Source organism: Shewanella sp. SM29 (assembly GCF_025654245.1).
GTDB lineage: Bacteria > Pseudomonadota > Gammaproteobacteria > Enterobacterales > Shewanellaceae > Shewanella > Shewanella oncorhynchi.
The window spans coordinates 50,248-70,106 of record NZ_JAKKRN010000023.1; the positions used below are offsets into that span (position 1 = coordinate 50,248).

At 43.2% G+C, this 19,859-nt stretch carries 19 protein-coding genes and 1 pseudogene; 5 read left to right on the plus strand and 15 right to left on the minus strand.

The features are described from left to right. Nucleotides 1-5: 5 nt before the first annotated feature. Together L5L77_RS15630 and L5L77_RS15635 are read left to right on the plus strand one after the other, a co-directional pair. Nucleotides 6-530 (plus strand): M48 family metallopeptidase, encoded by a 525-nt coding sequence (locus L5L77_RS15630; protein WP_105252910.1) that lies wholly within the window; start codon nucleotides 6-8, stop codon nucleotides 528-530. Nucleotides 531-620: 90 nt separating this feature from the next. Next, on the plus strand, nucleotides 621-1,076 hold the full coding sequence (locus tag L5L77_RS15635; RefSeq protein ID WP_105253145.1) for a hypothetical protein: 456 nt from the start codon (nucleotides 621-623) through the stop codon (nucleotides 1,074-1,076). A gap of 372 nt (nucleotides 1,077-1,448) precedes the next feature. On the opposite strand, the gene L5L77_RS15640 is transcribed toward L5L77_RS15635, so the two are convergent. The 4 genes from L5L77_RS15640 to L5L77_RS15655 all read right to left on the minus strand — a co-directional run bounded on the left by L5L77_RS15640 (nucleotide 1,449) and on the right by L5L77_RS15655 (nucleotide 8,370). Beyond that, the gene (locus L5L77_RS15640; protein WP_028760425.1) at nucleotides 1,449-2,750 is read right to left on the minus strand and encodes a peptidoglycan DD-metalloendopeptidase family protein; all 1,302 of its coding nucleotides are present in this window, start codon (nucleotides 2,748-2,750) and stop codon (nucleotides 1,449-1,451) included. 264 nt (nucleotides 2,751-3,014) lie between these two features. Then, nucleotides 3,015-6,071: an AAA family ATPase gene (locus L5L77_RS15645; RefSeq protein ID WP_263186258.1), complete on the minus strand. Its 3,057-nt coding sequence runs from the start codon at nucleotides 6,069-6,071 to the stop codon at nucleotides 3,015-3,017. After that, a complete protein-coding gene (locus tag L5L77_RS15650; protein ID WP_263186256.1) occupies nucleotides 6,068-7,213 on the minus strand; it encodes an exonuclease SbcCD subunit D in 1,146 nt (381 codons plus the stop codon). Before L5L77_RS15650 ends, L5L77_RS15645 begins: the two co-directional genes overlap by 4 nt. 383 nt (nucleotides 7,214-7,596) lie before the next feature. Then, nucleotides 7,597-8,370: a TSUP family transporter gene (locus L5L77_RS15655; RefSeq protein ID WP_028760428.1), complete on the minus strand. Its 774-nt coding sequence runs from the start codon at nucleotides 8,368-8,370 to the stop codon at nucleotides 7,597-7,599. A gap of 156 nt (nucleotides 8,371-8,526) precedes the next feature. Here L5L77_RS15655 and L5L77_RS15660 point away from each other — a divergent pair, with 156 nt between their 5' ends. Further along, the gene (locus tag L5L77_RS15660) at nucleotides 8,527-9,414 is read left to right on the plus strand and encodes a LysR family transcriptional regulator (RefSeq protein ID WP_263186254.1); all 888 of its coding nucleotides are present in this window, start codon (nucleotides 8,527-8,529) and stop codon (nucleotides 9,412-9,414) included. Nucleotides 9,415-9,567: 153 nt separating this feature from the next. Here the strand turns inward: L5L77_RS15660 and L5L77_RS15665 are convergent, their stop codons facing one another. From L5L77_RS15665 to L5L77_RS15685, 5 genes are all read right to left on the minus strand, one after another. Further along, a complete protein-coding gene (locus tag L5L77_RS15665) occupies nucleotides 9,568-9,957 on the minus strand; it encodes a ribonuclease E inhibitor RraB (RefSeq protein ID WP_113938831.1) in 390 nt (129 codons plus the stop codon). Between the two features lie 22 nt (nucleotides 9,958-9,979). Next, nucleotides 9,980-10,210, minus strand: a complete 231-nt coding sequence (locus L5L77_RS15670) for an RNA-binding S4 domain-containing protein (RefSeq protein ID WP_028760431.1) — start codon at nucleotides 10,208-10,210, stop codon at nucleotides 9,980-9,982. 74 nt (nucleotides 10,211-10,284) lie between these two features. Then, entirely contained in the window at nucleotides 10,285-10,821 is a 537-nt protein-coding gene (locus L5L77_RS15675) for a GNAT family N-acetyltransferase (RefSeq protein WP_212599899.1), read from the minus strand. 83 nt (nucleotides 10,822-10,904) lie between these two features. After that, nucleotides 10,905-11,183 (minus strand): peptidylprolyl isomerase, encoded by a 279-nt coding sequence (locus tag L5L77_RS15680; RefSeq protein ID WP_028760433.1) that lies wholly within the window; start codon nucleotides 11,181-11,183, stop codon nucleotides 10,905-10,907. 171 nt (nucleotides 11,184-11,354) lie between these two features. Next, entirely contained in the window at nucleotides 11,355-13,184 is a 1,830-nt protein-coding gene (locus L5L77_RS15685; RefSeq protein WP_263186252.1) for a DUF885 domain-containing protein, read from the minus strand. Nucleotides 13,185-13,263: 79 nt separating this feature from the next. On the opposite strand from L5L77_RS15685, the gene L5L77_RS15690 reads away from it, so the two are divergent. Continuing rightward, a complete protein-coding gene (locus tag L5L77_RS15690) occupies nucleotides 13,264-13,773 on the plus strand; it encodes a diguanylate cyclase domain-containing protein (RefSeq protein WP_028760435.1) in 510 nt (169 codons plus the stop codon). A 70-nt stretch (nucleotides 13,774-13,843) separates the two neighbouring features. Here the strand turns inward: L5L77_RS15690 and L5L77_RS15695 are convergent, their stop codons facing one another. Genes L5L77_RS15695 through L5L77_RS15720 form a run of 6 tightly spaced genes read right to left on the minus strand, consistent with a single transcriptional unit; the run spans nucleotide 13,844 to nucleotide 18,798 of the window. After that, entirely contained in the window at nucleotides 13,844-15,091 is a 1,248-nt protein-coding gene (locus L5L77_RS15695) for a tetratricopeptide repeat protein (protein ID WP_263186251.1), read from the minus strand. After that, nucleotides 15,091-15,714: an energy transducer TonB gene (locus L5L77_RS15700; protein ID WP_131524316.1), complete on the minus strand. Its 624-nt coding sequence runs from the start codon at nucleotides 15,712-15,714 to the stop codon at nucleotides 15,091-15,093. Before L5L77_RS15700 ends, L5L77_RS15695 begins: the two co-directional genes overlap by 1 nt. Nucleotide 15,715: 1 nt before the next feature. Beyond that, on the minus strand, nucleotides 15,716-16,120 hold the full coding sequence (locus tag L5L77_RS15705; RefSeq protein ID WP_037428129.1) for an ExbD/TolR family protein: 405 nt from the start codon (nucleotides 16,118-16,120) through the stop codon (nucleotides 15,716-15,718). A gap of 13 nt (nucleotides 16,121-16,133) precedes the next feature. Further along, on the minus strand, nucleotides 16,134-16,661 hold the full coding sequence (locus tag L5L77_RS15710; RefSeq protein WP_113938836.1) for a MotA/TolQ/ExbB proton channel family protein: 528 nt from the start codon (nucleotides 16,659-16,661) through the stop codon (nucleotides 16,134-16,136). Next, the gene (locus L5L77_RS15715) at nucleotides 16,661-18,016 is read right to left on the minus strand and encodes a MotA/TolQ/ExbB proton channel family protein (protein ID WP_113938837.1); all 1,356 of its coding nucleotides are present in this window, start codon (nucleotides 18,014-18,016) and stop codon (nucleotides 16,661-16,663) included. The genes L5L77_RS15710 and L5L77_RS15715 overlap by 1 nt, the downstream gene beginning before the upstream one ends. Further along, entirely contained in the window at nucleotides 18,016-18,798 is a 783-nt protein-coding gene (locus L5L77_RS15720) for a DUF3450 domain-containing protein (RefSeq protein WP_113938838.1), read from the minus strand. Before L5L77_RS15720 ends, L5L77_RS15715 begins: the two co-directional genes overlap by 1 nt. Nucleotides 18,799-19,436: 638 nt before the next feature. Between L5L77_RS15720 and L5L77_RS15725 the strand changes: the two are divergent. Continuing rightward, a pseudogene (locus tag L5L77_RS15725) lies at nucleotides 19,437-19,859 on the plus strand (IS3 family transposase); the annotation flags it as partial.

The following is a 19,859-nucleotide window of genomic DNA, read 5'->3' on the forward strand; positions in this document are numbered from 1 at the left end:
CCTCTATGAATCCATTAAAGTACTTAAACGGTTACAGCCTTGATATTCAACAGCAGGTACAGCAACATCTCGATGCTGGCACATTACCCAAGCTATTGCTGAAACGTCATCCTGTCATACATAGCGTTCGTAGCGATAAAGCGCTGTACGACTATACTCAGACGATTAAAAATCAATTTTTACGCCAGTCCTCCCCGCTCTCAAAAGTGATATTTGATGACAAAATTAATATTAGCCATCATGCACTTGGCTTGCATTCTTACGTAGCACGAGTTCAAGGCAATAAAATCAAAGCGAAGAACGAAATTCGCATTTCTTCGCGTTTAAAGCGTGTGCCAGAACCTTTGTTGCGTATGGTCGTAGTACATGAATTAGCCCATTTAAAAGAAAAAGATCACAACAAAGCTTTCTATAATTTGTGTACCCACATGGAGCCGGATTATCACCAGTTTGAATTTGATTTGCGCTTATTATTGACTTGCATCGACGCTAACATATCCCCTTATTCTACAGATAAAGTCGATACCTAACCTTCGTATATTTTTCGCCCAAAACTTGACTGATAATAGTTTTCATTTAGAATGCTGAAGTATCTCACGCAGGAGAACTCAGTAATGACAATGACGAAACAGAATATCGATAAACTTTTGAGCAAATGGTGTAAAAAACAAGCTAAAAAGTTACTCAAAACACAGGCGAAATCTGTTTCAAGTTCAGGAAAAGTGATTCCATCCTTATCTCGTCTGAACACCCTGACTGATAAATCTTTGACGAATAAAAAGGCTCAACGAAAGCACCTCACCCAATTACTCTCTAAGCATATTGCTCAGCAAGAATTTGCCCATAGCAATAAATCAACACTCAAAAAACAATTAAAACTCGCGAAAGCTAAGTTTATTGCCGCAAATGATGCGACATTTTCATCGACTATTATTACTCGACTTTCTCCTTTACCCACGGAACACAGCTTTGCATTACGTCCCTTTAAAAAATCACCCTGTGGTGGCTGTCCCGCATTAAAAGGTAAATTGTGCAAGTGCGCATTAAAAGTGATGCAAAGGCGCCACGCAAGCTGATAGGCACGATTTAGCACTGCATATTGGGTTCTCTGTTCAGTCCTTAATAAAAAACGTTATAAGCTCTTCAGCCGCACAATTTTCCTCTTCACAACCTTTTGAATGACTCGCTATAACACTTCTAACTGAAGATCCTATCTATTTTATCCCCTTATGTTTTATCGCCACGACTTCGAGTCGAACAAATTTTAAGCTTTTATACAACTCGAACAGTACTCGTGATAGCAGGAAAATGTCTACCATAATAAGTATTGTGGAAACAAAAATGCCGATGAAATTTTCATTTCATCGGCATTGATAAACTCTTCTAGAAAGTCAGTGCTATTGTTTATTCAAACTTTGATACTATAAATTCTATTAGCTTAGGTTTGGCTAACCTAAGTTCATTATAGCTTCACGACTCTTCACCATATTAGTGAATGTGCGTAAATCTTGATTCGCTAACTTGCTCGACATAGGAATATCGGCTTTCAACGGATCAACAGGTTTACCATTGATATGGAATTCATAATGCAAATGCGGGCCAGTCGAACGACCTGTATTACCAGATAAAGCAATCACTTGACCGCGAGTTACACGTTGACCTTTACGCACTAACGCCTTAGACAAATGTAGGTAACGGGTACGGTACTTACCACCATGTTCAATCACAATATACTTACCAGCAAACTGATGGTCCGTCACTAAACTGACAATTCCATCACCAGGTGCAACAACTTTAGTCCCGATCGGCACAGAAAAGTCTGTTCCATTATGGGGAGAAATACGCCCTGTGATTGGGTGTTTGCGATGGCTGTTAAAACGTGAACTCATACGCGGTTGTTTAGCTAACGGATAACGTTGGAATGCCCGAACTAAACTCTGACCTTTAGCATCATAATAACTACCATCAGAATATTGATATGCACTAATTTCAGAACGGCCACTTTTAATACTGACGCCTAAAATTTGGCTACTTCCCGTCGGTTCACCTTCAACATATTGATCATTTACCAAAACTGAGAATTTGTCGCCAGCTCGTAAATCACGGGCAAAATTCAATTTTTCTTTGAGTAAATCTTCAATTCGCTGAATATCTGCAGCGGCTAAGCCCATTTTTTGGGCTGAAACGTAGAAAGAACCTTTAATATCGCCAGTCAAAATTCGATTTTGCCAAACACCTTCAACGTTCACTTCTTCAACATTAAAACTACCGTCTTCATAACGCGTAAAAACCACTTGGCGGGCAGCGTTAAAATAAAGTTCTAATTTTTGTAACTGACCTTCACTATCAAGCCAAAATTGCATTCTGTTACCAGGTAACAGGGTATCAAGTGCCAAAATGTTTAAATCAGCTTCTAAAACCTTATACATAGTTTGCTGATCAACACCCGCCTTGGAAAATAACCCACTTAAGGTATCACCGGAAACGATAATTCGCTCAAACTGGGGAGCATTATTAATGAGTGCAGCTTGATCTAGGACTTCAGGTTCAGAAACTTGAGGGAGAATATTTTCAATATCGAGAACAACAGGGATACGCTGAGCAGTTGGCGTAACATGGTTATTATTCGGCATCAACATCGCAGCACCCATCAACAAACTACCCATTAATAGAATGTTCTTTTGGGTCGATGATAAGTTCTGCAAACGGGTTTGCGATAAGTTGATAAAGTTGGGTTTGCCTGTTTGCAACGCTTTTCACCTTTCGTTAACTTTGCGTTCTATTTTTGACCAGTCCCTTTGAGGGAAGCCCGAATTTTTTCCAACTTATATCAAAAAACCGATTATGACAAACGCTATTTCACTCTTTTGTTGTACCATTAATGAAAAACATGCGCTAGTTGGCATTTCCAACTCACTTTGTGTGTATTATCCGAATGTTAAACACACAGGAGATACAATAAATAACACTTATAAAACAATTTGTTATTTATCACACTCTGTGAGAATGAACAACTAAGGCAAAACTATCGTCATTTCGCTCCCATGTGAGGTTTTATTGATGTCGATGCGGGTATTTATCTGCTCTTTCATTTCCGACACGTGCGAGATCACCCCTATCATGCGGCCAGAGGATTGCAAATCCATCAGGGTCCGAATGGCCAGTTCTAAAGAATCTTGATCTAAACTGCCAAAGCCTTCATCGATAAATAAAGTATCGAGTTTAATACCACCTGCATAGGCTTGCACTACATCAGATAGGCCTAACGCCATAGATAATGCTGCCATAAAACTTTCACCACCGCTTAAGGTGGCCACAGGACGCACTTTGGAGGTATAAGCATCTTCTACTTCTAATTCGAGCCCAGAAGCTTTGTTGCCCTTGGCCCTATCTTCCTTACGTAGTAAACGATAACGCCCTTTGCTCATTAGGTGTAGCCTGTGGCTTGCCTCTAACAACACATCGTCAAGCAGTACGCTTAACACAAAACGTTGCAGACTGATCTTATTACCTGTATTTCCATTAGCGACATCTGCAAGGGTGCCGATAACCGCATATTCATCTTCCAAAACCTTAGCTTTTGCATCGGCAATACTCAGCTGGGTTTGGGTTTGCATCAGTAATACTGTGCGCGTGTGAAGCAACTGCCATGCCTGCTCTGCTGCGTGTAATGCTTGCTGCGCGAACTCAAGCTCAGCAGCCAGCTTAATGCTATCAGGTGGCACTTTATCTTTAAGCTTAAGCGCTAACTGCTCGCACTGTGCCTTGGTCAAAGCACTGCGCTGCTGGTAAGCCTCAATCTCGCTGGCTAATGCGCGCTGTTGTTCTTCATCGAGCATGGCCTCAAATAAGGCCTGTTGATCGGCAAAACCTACTGCGACTAATTGCTGATTGAGTTGCTGCTGTGCACGCGTTTGCTGGGCTAATGCTGCCTCAGCAGCATTTTCAGCACCATTAAGTGCCGCTTTAGCCGCAACAAAAGATTGGCCAGTCTGTTGTTGGAGATCCCTAACACTAGCAATCTGTTGCTTAATTTGGCTGATACTTTGCTGATTTTGCGCGATTGCTGCAGTTAAGGCCTCAAGCGTTGCAAGCGCAGATGGAACACTTTGCTGCATGTGCGCTAACTGCCCCTGCAATATATCCACTTTAGATTGCAGTGCACTGTCGTGTGTTTGTCCTTGCTCTAACTTTTGTTGTAGATGCGTTTCCTGTGCGTGCAACAATGCAATCTCTTGCTGTAACAGCTGTAACTGCTGATGGGCTTGCTCCGCTTGAGTGAGTGAGAAAGCGTATTGCGACAAGGTATGTGTATGTTCGTCTAAAGAAATATCAACCGCAGTGCCCAATTGGACCGCGAGATCTTGTGCTTGCTGTTGCAAGGTTTCTAACTGCGTTTGTAGCCCACGATATTCCGCTCTGGCTTTGCTCAGGATTTCTTGGGCATTCGTTTCAGCCTCTAGTGCTAATTGCAGCGCTTCATCACTTGGGAGCGGCTCTTGGCTTTGTGCTGGCTGTGGATGTGTTTGGCTGCCACAAACGGGGCAAGGTTCATCTTGCTGTAATTGCCGCGCTAAAATAGCGGCCTGTCCTTGGTGCCAAGTCAACAATAAGGCTTTATATGCAACCTGTGCTTGCTGATGCTGAGCACTGAGTTGTTGCCCTTTGACTTTAGCCTCAACAAGTTTTGCCTGTGTCGACGATACCCTTGCCGCCACTTGTTGCCATTGCTGATAGGTAGACAATAATTGCTGTTGCTGCTGGTGCGCTTGTTGCAATGAGAGGCGAGTTTCGCTGTTGGCCTGTAGTTGCGGCAGAACGGATTCCAATTCACGGCGTTTTTGGACTACGGTGGTTAACTCATTTTTGCTGTTCTGAAGTTGTGTTTTCGCGCTAATTAGCTGCGCTTGCTCTTGTTCGAGGGTTTTATTAAGCCTATCCAATTCCCTAAGCTGCGGCCCTAAGGCATTCAGTTGCTGTTTGACCTGTTCCAGTTCGAGTAACGACGCTTCCAACACGGGCAAATCAGCAGCCTTAAGCTCTGCGTTATCGAAGGCTTGTTTAGCATGGATTAATGCTGTTTTCGCATGATCAAGTGCGAGACTTGCTGCCTTGGCTTCCTGCTCACGAGCCACAAACACCTCAAGCATAGGTGCCATGTGCTGCGCCTGTTTAGCCAAATTCAGTTTATAGGTTTGCGCAGCCATGTTTTCTTGCTGTACATCAAGCACAGCAACCGTTTGAGTTAAGGCATCAAACTGCGCAAATTCGGCCAATAAATGCTGGGCGGCATCGCTGGTTTTTATCACCCATTGTTGCTGCTGTAATGCCTGTTCTTTCGCACTTTGGGCTGTTTCAAGTTCTGGCGTGAGCTTGGCTAATTCGCAGCTAAGCTCGTCATCGGATGCTAAACCCGCACTTTGTAAAATGCCATCACGGCGGCTGCGTTGATCTTTCACTAAGGCGCGGATATCTGCAGCCTTACTTTTTAAGGAATCTTCAATACGCCGGTATATATGCGTTTGAAATAGCTGACTAAATATCAGTTCTCTTGCTTTGGAGTCAGCCATTAACAATTCGCGAAATTTTCCCTGCGGCAACACCATCACTTGGCGAAACTGCTCCACATCAAGGCCAGTTAAGGCTTCAATCTCAGCGGTTGCCTCAGAGACTTTGCTCGCTACAAGCAAACTTTCATTACCCTCGGCGTCTATCTTATATAACTGAGCTTCGGGCTTCTGCACCGTTGAGCCGTCACCGCTTTTTTTAACCCTGTCTTGCTCTGGCACACGGCGAATACGATAACAGCTATTACCCAACTGAAAACTAAAAGTGACTTCTGTTAGCAGACTATCATCGGCCATATCGCAGCGCATCTGGCTGCCTTCACGCTCATTACCTGTGGTTTTGCCATAGAGGGCAAAGCAAATACCATCGAGCAAGGTCGTCTTACCCGCACCTGTGGGTCCATTAATCAAAAATAATGGATTAGTCCCTAAGGCCGTAAAATCAAGTTGTTGAGTCGATGCAAAGGGGCCAAAGGCTGACATGGAAAGGCTAAGTGGTCTCATGCTTGGCGCTCCTCATTGTGTAGCTTAGTCAGGAGTTCATCCATCACAGCTTGCTGTGCTTGTGTTAATGACTCGCCGGACACTTGAGAGAAAAAGTCACGGAACATGTCCATCTCGCCTTTTTTGATATGATCTCGGCTCAAGGTGACTTGTTGCTGCCCCGCCATCAGACCAGTCCGCTCTAAATGCAGCACATTAGGGTAAACAGCTCTCAATTTTCCCATAGCATCTAAAATGGCATGTTTATCAAGGAGTCTGACCATAAGGTAGTCCTCACGCTTGATATCCGTTTTACCTTGGGCGAGTAATGTGGCTAACTCCCCTTCTAAGATACGGACATCGCGTATCGACGTTAATGGCAATAAACTAATTTTAATCGGCGTTTGCGCACTAAGTTCGACTAAGGTCACCGACTTATGTTGACGTTGTTCGCTAAAGGAATACTTCAAAATCGATCCTGAGTAGCGCACATGCTCTGCACCTTTGTATTGCGGTCCGTGCAAATGCCCAAGGGCGACATAATCAAACTCAGTAAATAGCGTTGGCGATATTTTATCGGCGCCACCAATGCTCAGTGGTCGCTCAGATTCTGACTCACTGCCACCATCCAAAAAACAATGGCTTATCACCACTTTCGGCAAACCTTGGCTATCGTGCTGGCGTACTTGTTCAAGCAATAGCGTCATTGCGGCCTCATGGCTTGTAGCCTCACACTCAAAAACTTGGCGCACTGTGGCAGGTTCGGCATAGGGCAAGGGATAAAACACCACATCACCGCTTGAACTCGATAAAGTAATGGGATGAATGTCAGCACTCAAAGGCCCAATAATATGTAACCCACTTGCCGCCATTTGTTTTGCTGCAAAACCTAAGCGCTCGTGACCATCGTGATTACCCGCAATCATAATGACTTGCAGGCCTAAATCATGTACTAAGCGGTTAAGCACATCATCTAACAGCGCGACCGCATTCGCAGGCGGAATCGATCTGTCATAAATATCCCCCGCCACAATCACGGCATCCACCTTGTGTTCATCCGCTAGAGCAATAATTTGCTCGAGCACAAAGGCTTGATCATCCAGTAGTGATTGATTGTGTAATTGACGACCTATGTGCCAGTCCGAGGTGTGGATAAATTTCATAATCGCTCTTTTAAAGAAGTGGTGGCGCTAAACCCGAGCGCACATGCCGCCCGTCGATGCAAAATAAGACTGGCAAGATAGACACTGCACTTATATCAATCGGATTAAATATGTACACAATATTTAAAATACACGCCAAAACAATAAGAAGCTTAAAAAGTGTATTAAAAATGACAGGTAATACTATTCAAAAAACTTGAAAGAGTACACCTAACTCAAAGTAGGATGAGACGTTTTAAGTCGTCATTTGGCGGATCTTTTGGGTGATATCCACCTCGGCTTAACTTTTGAGCCAAGATGGACGCCACTAAGATACACTCATGCGCAGCTTAAAGAGCGTCTATTGATGAGTGAGTTTTATAAAATGCTTAATATCAAATAGTTTACGAAAATAAATTATATTGGCTCGCCAAAAGTTTAAAACTCATAGCAAGGGACATAGTCACCACCAATGGCTTGATAATCTTTGTACCTTTAGTGACAACGAGACGAGAACCCAAGGTTGCGCCAATCGCTTGCCCTGCCAGCATGACTAATCCTAATAACCAAATCACTTTTCCGCCCAAGGCAAAGAAGATCAGCGAAGCAATGTTAGTGGAGAAATTAAGTAGTTTTGCGTGGGCAGTTGCCTTCGCCAAACCAAACCCCGCAAGCGATACAAAGGCCAGCGCAAAAAAGCTCCCAGTACCAGGGCCAAAAAAGCCATCGTACAATCCCACGCCCAATGCCGCAGTAAAAGCAAATGCGGTAGGTGTCAGCACTTGATGTTTATCATCTTCTGAAATCTTTTTCGAAAATAAAAAGTAACAACCAATAGCCAAAATCAAAAAAGGTAACATCAACTCCAGCACTTCAGTATCGACGAGTTGAACTAGAATCGTACCCAATGCCGCACCGATAAATGCACAAATCAAGGCTAACTTAACGGATTTAAGATCAACCAGCCCTTTACGGACAAAGTACAAACTCGCAAAAAAACTGCCGCCACAGGCCTGCAGCTTATTTGTCCCTAAGGCAACCGCAGGCGGCAAGCCTGCCCACATAAGTGCAGGAATGGTCAGCAAGCCTCCGCCACCAGCGATTGAGTCAATAAAACCAGCCACCATAGCGACGGCAAAAAGTATCGCTGCGATTTGTAGAGTCAGTTCAAATTCCATGATGATTTATTATTCTTCTGATAAAAAAGAGAGTGATTGCCGAACATTAGACTGCGTTTGCCAAATAAACGCAAAGGAGTTATTGTCGCCACAGCGTGAGATAAACTCACACAAAATCCCGAGTCCTGTTCTGATTTTCCAGCAGTAGGAAATAAAATGTTTGCCGAACTACCGCCCCTCAATTCTCTCCGTGCCTTCGAAGCCGCAGCACGTTTACAGAGCATGACATTAGCCAGCAAGGAGTTGCATGTCACCCATGGCGCAGTCAGTAAACAAATCAGAGTATTAGAGGATTATTTAGGTTTTGCACTCTTTGTACGCTTACATAAAAAAGTTGGTTTAACCGATGAAGCCAAACGCTATTTACCCCATGTTCAAGCCGCTCTGCAAACATTATCTAGTGCTACCAGTGACTTGCGCCGTCAGCCCACTAAACCGCAAACCTTAGCTATTAATGTGCTGCCAAGCTTAACCATCAATTGGCTCATTCCAAGAATGGAGCAGTTTAAATCCCGCCATCCACACTTGTATGTCGACTTATCCATTGGCGACTTTACCGTGGATTTTAGCCAAGGTCGTTATGATATTGCGATCCGTAGTAGCACAGTCATCCCTAAGGGCGCGAATTATATCAAGCTGATGGATGAGGATTTATGCTTAGTTTGCGCGCCTTCACTAGCGCCTAAACTGCAAAATATCGAGGACATTAATCACGTCACGTTACTGAAACACACCACAAGACCCGAACTTTGGGAGTATTGGGCGGAAAAGGTGGGTTTAACACTCACCCAAGCACAAACCTTTGGTGTCGAGCATTTTTATATGTTGAGTCAAGCGGCTGCGAGTGGCATGGGCGCAGCACTTATTCCGCGATTCTTCATCGAAGAACAACTGGCAAACGGCAGCTTAGTCATCCCCTTCGACGCCCCCTTCACCAGTCCCTATCGATACTATTTACTCACCCCAAAATCCCCAAGCCTGCCGTTAAAAGCTCAAGCTTTTATCGACTGGTTATTAGAGATTTTTGCGCCCTATCGTCATTAATCTGCATTAAACGTATCTCAGTTCAAGCTAGGCACAATAACGCTATAAATGCCAAACGAGGCTATTGAGATCACTAACTGAGCGCAGAAAAACACCAATAAAAAACCACCCAAAAGGTGGTTTATTAGATTCAAGGCTTAAAGCGCATCAGAATTAGTGATTGCAATGCTCACCGTGAACATGGTCATCATCGTCCATAAACTCATCGTCACCGTCTTGATGTTGCATTACGCCCCAACCGTCGGTCATGCCACCGAATTCGGCAGCAAAATCATTTAGCATGACTTCTTGTTCAACCAATGTATCGTACTCAGGCACCATATTGAGACAAACAATGATTTCCCACTTACCAAGCTCATCATTCAGATTCAGCTCAAGCTCGCCTTCCAAGTCAGAATTTGTTAATTCTTCTAACGCAGTTTCAGCATCGCGTTGGTCATCAAAAACCAAAAAGAAATCAACATCTAACTCTTTAGTTAAATCGATTCCCGCTTCAGCCATTGCGGCCAGCATTTTACCATTGTCATCATCTGGAAATTGCATTTCTTGCTCCACTGTTTCAGGCTTATTCTGCCGCAATGATTTGAACTGATTCACCATTAAAGCTGACGATGTCGCCCGCGATAATTTTTTTACGTTTACGAGTTTCAACTTCACCATTCACAGTGACTTGACCTTCGTCGATAAAATGTTTGGCTTCACCACCCGCATTGCTCATGCCTTGCACTTTTAATACTTTGTACAATTCAATGAAATCTTCGCCAGAATGCAAAGCCAATTGATTAATTTGCGCCACTTAATACACGCCTTCTAAAAATAAACCTGCGGCATTATACCAGCACAGTACAAAATTCGCTGAAGATAATTTGGCTAGAGACGTCTTTCATCGGCGAGTAGGCCAAAGGCTGATTCATCGAGCCAGTTTTCACCTATTTTGAATTGCTGCCTGAGTAAACCTTCAAGCCGAAAGCCACACTTTTCGAGTACTCTTGCCGATGCGTGATTATCTTTAGCACAATGGCCAACAAATTTATGTACATTGAAACTTAAACAGGCCCAATCAATGACCGCCATTAAGCTCTCAGTCGCATAACCTTTACCGTGGCCCTCGGCCGCCAGTAAATAACCCACTTCGGCACGCTGTTCCTCGAAACTTTGACAATAAAAGCCCGTTAAACCAATAAACTGCCCAGTATCAACTGTCTCAATCACTAAGGTCAGCCAATCGCCAGAACCGTAGAACCAAGTATCGGAACGCTGCTGAAACTTACTGCGGATCACCTCTTGCGACTCTGGAACGCGTACAAAACGATTAATCTCAGGATCGTTATGCAGTGCATAAAAATGTTCCCAATCACTATCTTGTAAGCTCCTGAGCTTCAATCTATCAGTGTAGAGTTCCAGCATAGTGACTCCGTGATGAGCATATAAAACAAAACGGCAGCAAACGCTGCCGTATCAAACAAGCTGTATTAGATAAGCGGTAAAACTTACGCGCGACTGGTCACTTCAAGTAAATGAAAGCCAAATTGCGTTTTCACGGGGCCTTGTACTTCATTTAATGGTGCACTAAAAACCACTTCATCAAACTCTCTGACCATCATGCCAGGACCAAATGACCCCAATTCGCCGCCTTGGGCACCTGATGGGCAAGAAGAGTGCGCACGAGCAATTTGAGCAAAATCTGCGCCTTCCATTATTTGCTGTTTCAGCGCTTGACACTGCTCTTCACTGCTGACTAACAAATGTCTTGCTGTTGCCTGGACCATAGTAAAACTCCTGTAAGGATCATGAGACATTTGCCCCAAATATCATTGAGTTCCCACTAAAACATTCGTTTTAACAGGTTTGGAATCAACAGTATAAAAACTTTCTGTTGAATAAAAAAGTCTTAAAATGCCGTCACTGACAACAAAGTCAATTAACGGCATCTTACACGGCTAAGCTTGTTTCGACGCAATCCAACGATCGATCTTGTTTTCCATGACCGCCATGGGTAATGAACCTGAGGTGAGGATTTGATCGTGGAACGCTTTAAGATCAAATTTATCACCCAAGGCTTTTTCTGCGCGGGCACGCAGTGCCAAAATCTTCAACTGACCGACCTTGTAAGACAGAGCTTGACCAGGGATCGCCATGTAGCGCTCCACTTCAGCGACTATGTCACTCTCAGCCATAGGCGAGTTGTCTTTCATGTACTGAATCGCCTGTTCACGACTCCAACCTTTAGAATGAAGGCCAGTATCAACCACTAAGCGCATGGCACGCAGCATTTCATCGGAAAGCTTACCAAAATACTGGTAAGGATCGGTAAATAGCCCCATCTCAATACCTAAGTATTCAGCATAAAGTGCCCAACCTTCCTCGAAAGCGGTATAACCGCTAAAACGCTGGAACTCAGGCACACCAGTCAGCTCTTGTTTGATCGCGATTTGGAAGTGATGCCCAGGAGCGGCTTCGTGCAAAGATAAGGTCGTCATCCCCCACTTAGGCTGTGCTTTGAGGTTATAAGTGTTGATATAAAACACCCCTGGACGGCTACCATCCACCGCAGGCGCTTCATAAGAGGCACCCGCTGCCGATTGTTCTCTAAAACTTTCAACCGGCTTAACCACATAATCAGCCTTTGGCATCACATTAAAGTAGTTAGGCAATACATGATTGATTTTATCTTTTAATACCATATAGCCATCAATCAAGCCTTGGCGATCGCTATAGAAATACTGCGGCTCTGAAGATAAAGACGCAAAAAAAGCCTTCAAATCGCCCTTAAAACCGACCTGTTCACGCACCTTATCCATCTCAGATAAAATGCGCGCCACTTCACCTAAACCAATTTGATGAATTTCATCTACAGACATAGTGGTGGTCGTATGTGAGTTCGCCAGATGCTGATACCAAGCTTTACCGTTAGGCAAACCTGACCAACCATCAGTCGCCCGCGATTTAGGTAAATAGGTTTGCTTAAAGTAATCGCGTAAGTTCGTTAACGCTGGCACGATACGCTCGGCTATCATGGCTTGATAACGGGTGGTCAATTCCGCTTTATCTTGCTCTGAAAAACTTTCGGGAAAATGCTGGATTGGCGAGTAAAAAATGCTCTGAGTCGCATCCGTCGTTAACATAGCATCTAACTGAGGAATAATGCGCTCTACCAACACTCGAGGTAGTACCACTTTACTTTCAATACCTTGATTCATACGATTTTCAGCAAGTGCGACCCACTTGATGAAACCATCGACTCTCTGTTCCCAATTACGATAATCTTGGACAGTCTTAAAAGGTTGTGCACTTTCGCCACTTCCCAGCTGCACCATAGTAATGACAGTGCTATAGAACTGGCTTATCGGCATAAAGCGTGAAGGGAAAGTTTCGTCCACTAACGCCATATCACGGTCATAGACGAACAGGTCATAACTCAACTGTAGATCCGCAGGCAGTTGCTTTGGATCTATCGCACGCACCTGAGCTAAATAGTGAGTGTTAAGATCATGACGAGCCTTAAGGTAATCCTCAGTTAAATCCCCGCCGAAATCGGCGTTATAGTCATTAACACCGACAAAAGTGGCGTAGATGGGCTCAAGCTTTAGGTAATCTTTAAAATAAGCATCCACAAGCGCTAAGTAACGCTGCTCTGCCGTTTGTGTTTCGCCCTGCACTGCTGTCGTATTAGCCGAGCTATTTTGTTGAACTGCAGAGACTTCAGGTTTAGAACAACCTTGAAGGGTGAAGATTAACGCTATCGAACCTGCCAATAAACCCAATTTCATTTTAATATTTCTCCTTTTTGGCCCGCTATTGCAGAACTGTTTCTATACTTAGTTCAAGGTCTGCTATCGGAGTTAATCTATGATCTACTCGTTCCGCAACTCAGGTTTCAGGGATCCTGAAACTGGAGTCTATAACCAAACCTATTTCATGGAAGTATTCAACCGAGAATGGCATCGTCACATGAGAGACCACCAAAGCTTGGCACTATTGTATCTGTGCCCTCACATTCATGAAACCGTCAAACAACCCCATTTACTCGAATTCTTTACTAAACAAGTGCAAGAAGCGCTATTAAGAGCAACAGATATGATTGCTAGGCTAGATCACAATCACTTTGCGTTGGGTTTGTTCAATATAGATGAGGTGGGAACGGAAGTAGTGTTAAAGCGAATAGAACAGCAAATATCTGACTTTAACCAAGATTTTGGTAAACATCATAAACTGACAATCGACTATAAACTGGCTGCCTGTATTTGCCTACCTACACAGGAAAGTAAAATAGAGTCACTCTTCAGTAATGTCAGCCAACTTTCACAACAGCTTGAAAAAAATCATGATCAATCCCAAGCTTTAATCCGATTACAGTAAATAGGTTTATTGATACCAAAGAAAAAGCCCCTTGCGGGGCTTTCGATTCAAACGCTAAATGGCGAACTGATTACAGCGTGATATTATGCATACGAGCTTTCTCTTTAATATAAGAGATATAGCTATTTGCACTCTTCTGTGTCTTCTTATCATTAGCAGCTAACACTGCACGGTTATAAGCCGACTTATACTGTTTCAAACTTAAATGAGCCAAAGCTAATTCAAAGTTTGCTTCACCAGGATGCTCAATACCCATTGATATGGCTTTTTCAAGCACAGGGATCGCAGCTGTATATTGTTCATTCAAGTTTAATAAGCGACCTTGTTTCAAGTAAGTCTTGCCATCATTGCTGATGGCTGCAGCTTTACCGTAATACTCAGCAGCTTGCTTAAACTCTTTCGCATTTTGATAGAAACCCGCCAAAATCTCTAAAGACTTAGCGTCCTCAGCGATCATGCCTGATTTCATATGTTTCTGATAAATTTTAGCGGCTTGATAAGGAGCACCTTTTTGTGCCATTAACTGCGCTAAACGCGTAATGTTGCCCGCGCTATCCAAGAAACCATTTCTATAAGCCAAATCGTAAGTTGCAAGAGACTTGTCATAGTCTTCAACCATCAAATAAAACTGTGCTAATTGAACCCACAATCTGCCATCATCCGGGAATAAAGGCACCATGACTTCTAACACGCCAACAGCTTTCTTATACTTCTTCTGATTGAAGTAAGCTGTCAGTTTCATTTGATACAGACCTTTGTCGGGAGCTTCTGCTAATGAAAGACCTTTGTCGGCCACTTCAATCACTTTATCCCACTGCTTAAGTTCTGAATGCGCAATACCAATACGGCGATACATTTGAGAATCGGATTTACAAGTAAATTCCATCCACTTGTAATAGTAAGGAATCGCTTCCTTAAACTTTTTCTCTTGTAATAGCAAATCAGCATAAAGACGCATAGTTGCAGCATGATCTGTACCACCTAAAATATCAGCTTCAACAGCTTGTTTTAGGTACTTGATCGCGGTATCCATTTTGCCTTTCTCGGCATAAAAGTTACCCAACATACGTGCAACATAGGCTTTATCGAAGTCGTTCTTGGCATTTGCCTCTAGCAAAATAGCAATAGCTTCATCGACCTGACCATTGGTATAAGCTTCAAATGACTTCTGAACTTTCTTCGCTGCACCTTCGCCCACGGCTTTAGATTGACGTTTGTCGATAGCACACTTTTCTTCTGCGACTGCAGATGAAAGAGTTAATGAACCTCCACAAACAGAAAGCAATAATAGAACTGCGATTTTATTAACATTACGCATTATTGGTTGCCTCCTTTATCTAAGGTGAAGTCTAGTTGTACTGTCATACCAGGTTGTTTCAATGGCTTGCCATCAACAATCTTAGGCTTGTACTTCCACTTCTTGAGTGCACGAATAGCTTCTTTATCAAATAAGCGTTTTGGTTCTGCTTGAATAACTTCAACGTCGTCAATACCACCGAGTTCGTTAATGGTAAAACGAAGTTGTACCCAACCTTCTTTACCATCACGCGCCGCAGCAATTGGATACTGAGGTTCGATACGAACGATAGGTGTAGCATCACCATCGCGAGTCATCATATTGCCTAATTTAAAACCGGTACTTGGACCACCAGCTTCTACACCACCCATATTGAACGACATTGCTGTGTCAATATTGCTCGAAGATTCTGGCGGCGTTGCCTCAGGCTTCTGTGGCTGTTCTGGCGGTGGCGGCGGCTTAGGCACTACCCTTGGCTTATTCTGTGCTTTTGAATCCTGTCTATCCATAGTGATTTCAATTACAGGGGTCTCGGCCGATGTTTCGCCGCGCTGTGCGCCGCCACCGACCAAGAACGCCATAAAAGCGAACAGACCAAAAGTCACAGCAGCACCAATAATGATCGATACTAGTGCTCTTAGCATATTAATCGTTCCCCGCAGATACCGAAATTTTATCTATACCAGCCGCTTTGACTTGGTCTAGAACTTTAACAACTAAGCCGTGCATTGCGTCTTTATCAGCCTGAATCAATACCGCAGCTTCAGGAGCTTCAGCCAGCATGCGCTCAACGTTTGCCGTTACACGTTCGATATCAACCTGACGGTTTTCCATCATGATCACGCCTGTTTTACTGACGCCGATAAAGATGTTAGCCGAAGGTTTTGAAGTCGCTTGCGAAGCTTTTGGTTTGTTATAATCCAAACCAGAAGGTTTCACAAATGACGTTGTTACAATGAAGAAGATCAACATGATAAACACGATGTCGAGCATCGGTGTCATATCAATTTGCGCTTCCTCGTCTACACTGGAATGCTTTTTACGTGCCATGTTCAATCTCTCTCTAGTGGTGCGGCATGCTGTCTTTTAGCTTTTCTAAACTGATTTTCATTTTTACATCCAGACGAGTACTAAAGAATACTCCCGATAATGCTGCAACCATCCCCGCCATCGTGGGCATAGTCGCCATTGAAATACCAGCCGCCATTAAACGAGCATTACTCGTCCCCTGAACTGCCATCACATCAAACACTGAAATCATACCGGTTACGGTACCTAACAAACCTATCATAGGACAAATAGCTACTAAGGTTTTAATCATCAGCATACGTGCATTCAAATCTTGCTTCGCTTGGGACAGCCAAGCTTCACGGATACGGTGTGCGTACCAAGAGGTTGTTTCCTCTCTAGCATCCCACGCAGATATGATAGCTTTATGTTGCTTTGGTGATATCCAATTAAGATACCAATAACGCTCAAGCATCAATACCCACATGAAGAACAATACAAACGCAACCAACCAAAGGACGTTTCCTCCAGCGGCCATGAAGCCCCTGACGGAATCCCATATGTCCATCAGGTATAGCATCATTAGTTAGCCCTCTTCTCAGCATGTGCTGCAATAATGCCCGCACTTTGCTCTTCCAAAATTTGGGTGATTGATTTACTACGCGCAACGAGTATTGCATGTAGTAACATCAGTGGCAGAGCCGCAACCAGACCTTGTACTGTAGTAACCAGAGCCATAGAGATACCACCCGCCATCAATTTAGGATCGCCAGTACCGAACAGTTGGATACTTTGGAAGGTCGCAATCATACCAGTTACTGTACCTAGCAGACCTAACATTGGGCCGATAGCTGCAATGACTTTCAAAATTGAAATTCGAGCTTCTAATGCAGGCGTTTCTTTCAGAATAGCTTCATCCAGCTTCAACTCTAATGTTTCAACATCAACATCTTTGTTTTCATGGTAAACCTTCAAGATACGACCAAGTGCATTGTTACCTGGGTTATCAACATTCTTAGCTTGGCGTTTAACTTTTGCACCGATAGCTGCCAGCACAATGAAACGCTCAACCGCAATTAATAAACCAATAGCAAGTAATATCAGAATAATATAACCAATGGTACCGCCTGACTCGATACGATCTTCCATACTAGCTTTGTTCGTAAAGATGTTTAACAGTACGCCACGTGCAGGGTCAATATAGAAAGGTGCTGTACCAGAGGCCGTTTCTTCCCATTTAGCAACAGCGCTAACTTGATAGCCTTCAGGTTGTTGAGATAACTGCTGAATTAAACCTAATTCAGGGTTATATACAACGTATTTACCGTCAGCCGTTAAGTTATAAGCACCAATACGATGAATAGTCGTCGTTTTCACGTTACCATCAATTTCGGTAACAGAACCTTCAAACTTAACCACTTTGCCAGATTGCGCCATTTCAAATAGCTGCTCTTGCCAAAATTGTTCTAACTCTTCAATTTTTGGCAATTGCTTACGGGCACCTAAATCAGCGATAAATTTATCGCGATTTGGGAATTGAGCACTGATGTTAGAGCTTGCCAGTTTACCAGCGAAATCACCGGCTTCACCTTTAACTACACCAAACATTTCACCCAAGTCACCTTGAGCCGTTTTTAGATCTTCTTCTAACTGAGCAATTTTACGCTCGTTGTCTAAGAACGCTTGGTTCAAATCTTTACCACGTTGCTTTTCAGCAGCTAACGCATTTTTTTCTTTTTGCAGTAAAGCGGCCTTATCGCCACGCTCTGCTTGGAACTCTTGCTCACGCTTGCTGTTGACTTTACCTTCTGCAGCGCGTTCAACTTTAACTTGTTGCAATAATTGGTCAATTGACTTAGGCGCATCAGCAGCGCTCGCCATACCAGCAGTTAAAGAGAAACTTGCAGCCAACACAGCTGTAGTAATTAACTTCTTCATTATTGTGCAGTCTCCGCAGCAGGAATTGGTAACGCGAATAGATCTAGAGCGCCTTGTTTACGGGCAATGCGGATACCTTTAGTCAGTTCACGCAAATAGCTGTCATCTAACTTATCCCAACCCTTAGATTCTGGGTTGTACATCCAGCCAGTCTTTTGATCTAAACTCTGTGCATAAAGAGCAACACGACCTAAGTTAAAGAAGTCAACCAACACTTCTTTACCATCGAGGTTTAACTTACCTTGGTTAACGGCAACAGCACTACCGTATTCACGCTCAATACTATAAGCATCAAGAATTAGACGGTATTTTTCTGCTAGTGTTACTTCGGCAGTATTAAGAAGTTTTTTCAGTTCATTAACACGATTAGTACGTATTTCAGAATTGAAAGGTAAATCTAATTGAACAAACTGTTCTAATGACTCAACCATTTTAAACATTAATGGCACAACACCTTGGCGAAGTTTATCAACACCATTGATGTCACCTTGCACTGAATCCATTGTCTTTTGTTGATCAGCGACTAAGCTTGCAACGTAATCGTTATATGATTTCAGTGATTCGCGTTCATCTGCGACAGAACCATACTCAAAAAGCATGTCTTGTGCTTGATCGAAATACTTATCAACGTTCTTTTGCGACGCAGCAGCATCAGCATGGATCATACTATCCGCTTTCTGCACGTCGGTAAGAGGATCTGCAACTACTAAGTTGCTGCTCGCTAATGCCAGCACGCCAACAAGTGCAGTAGCGATTTTTGTTCTATTGCTTACCTTGGACATAGTTCCCAACCAATTTGAAGTGAATAAAAAGGTTTAACTTACCAGCAACATAACGACAAGGGATAAATACTTGCCGAAAAAATTTCTGTAAGTTCGTCTTTCTCTTGTGATTCTTAGTTTTTTCTTCCCTTTCCTACGCCCTTACAGGCATAGACCCGCTGGCATCATTTCACAAAATGTTGACCTGTGTCAACATTTCAGGCGACTAAAAACTAGTGTAAAGAAGCGTTAATAATGAAATTTTTTACGAAAGGTGTTTTTTTAGACAAAAATGAATCTTTCGGGTTATTACTTTTTGTTCCAAAAAATAATAAACTAATTTAAACCCTATAAAATCATAAAGATAAACCAGAGTAATACTTGTGAACCCTGTTTGTAAAATTAACATTTCTTAACATGAAAGCAACTCAAGTAGATGTTCTTTACTCATATTCTCCTGATAAAATTTACTTAACTTGAACTCGATGTAAGAACATTAGAACTAGAGGCACCACGTGATAGGATTTTTCGACCACAATAAACCCATCACACCAGAGAACCAGCTCTCAAAAAACCAACTTTTAAAAGTTGCTTTTATGATTAAGTTTGACCCGTCCTAAATAGCGTTGACACTTTTCAAACTCATTTTGGAGAGTGTAATGACTTCAACAATTAAACGAACTCAACGTGATTATTCCCTCGCTTTTAAATTGGCCGTTGTCGACCAAGTTGAAAAAGGCGAGCTGACCTATAAGCAGGCCCAAGACAAGTACGGTATTCMAGGTTGTTCCACCGTGTTAGTTTGGCTTCGCAAACATGGAAAACTGGATTGSTCCCAAGGGACACCGTCTACATCAATGCGAGGACAGTTGATGACTGAGCCCACCACACTGACCCCTGAACAAAAGATAAAAGCACTCGAAGCCGAACTTGAGGATACCCGCATGAAAGCCGCGTTCTTCGAAGCCATTGTCGAAAAACTTAGCACTGACTACGGGATTTCTGTCGTAAAAAAGCCACGCGCGAAACGCTCCAAGAAAAAAYGGCCATAGGGTATCGCGTCACCCAATGCTGCCGCTACC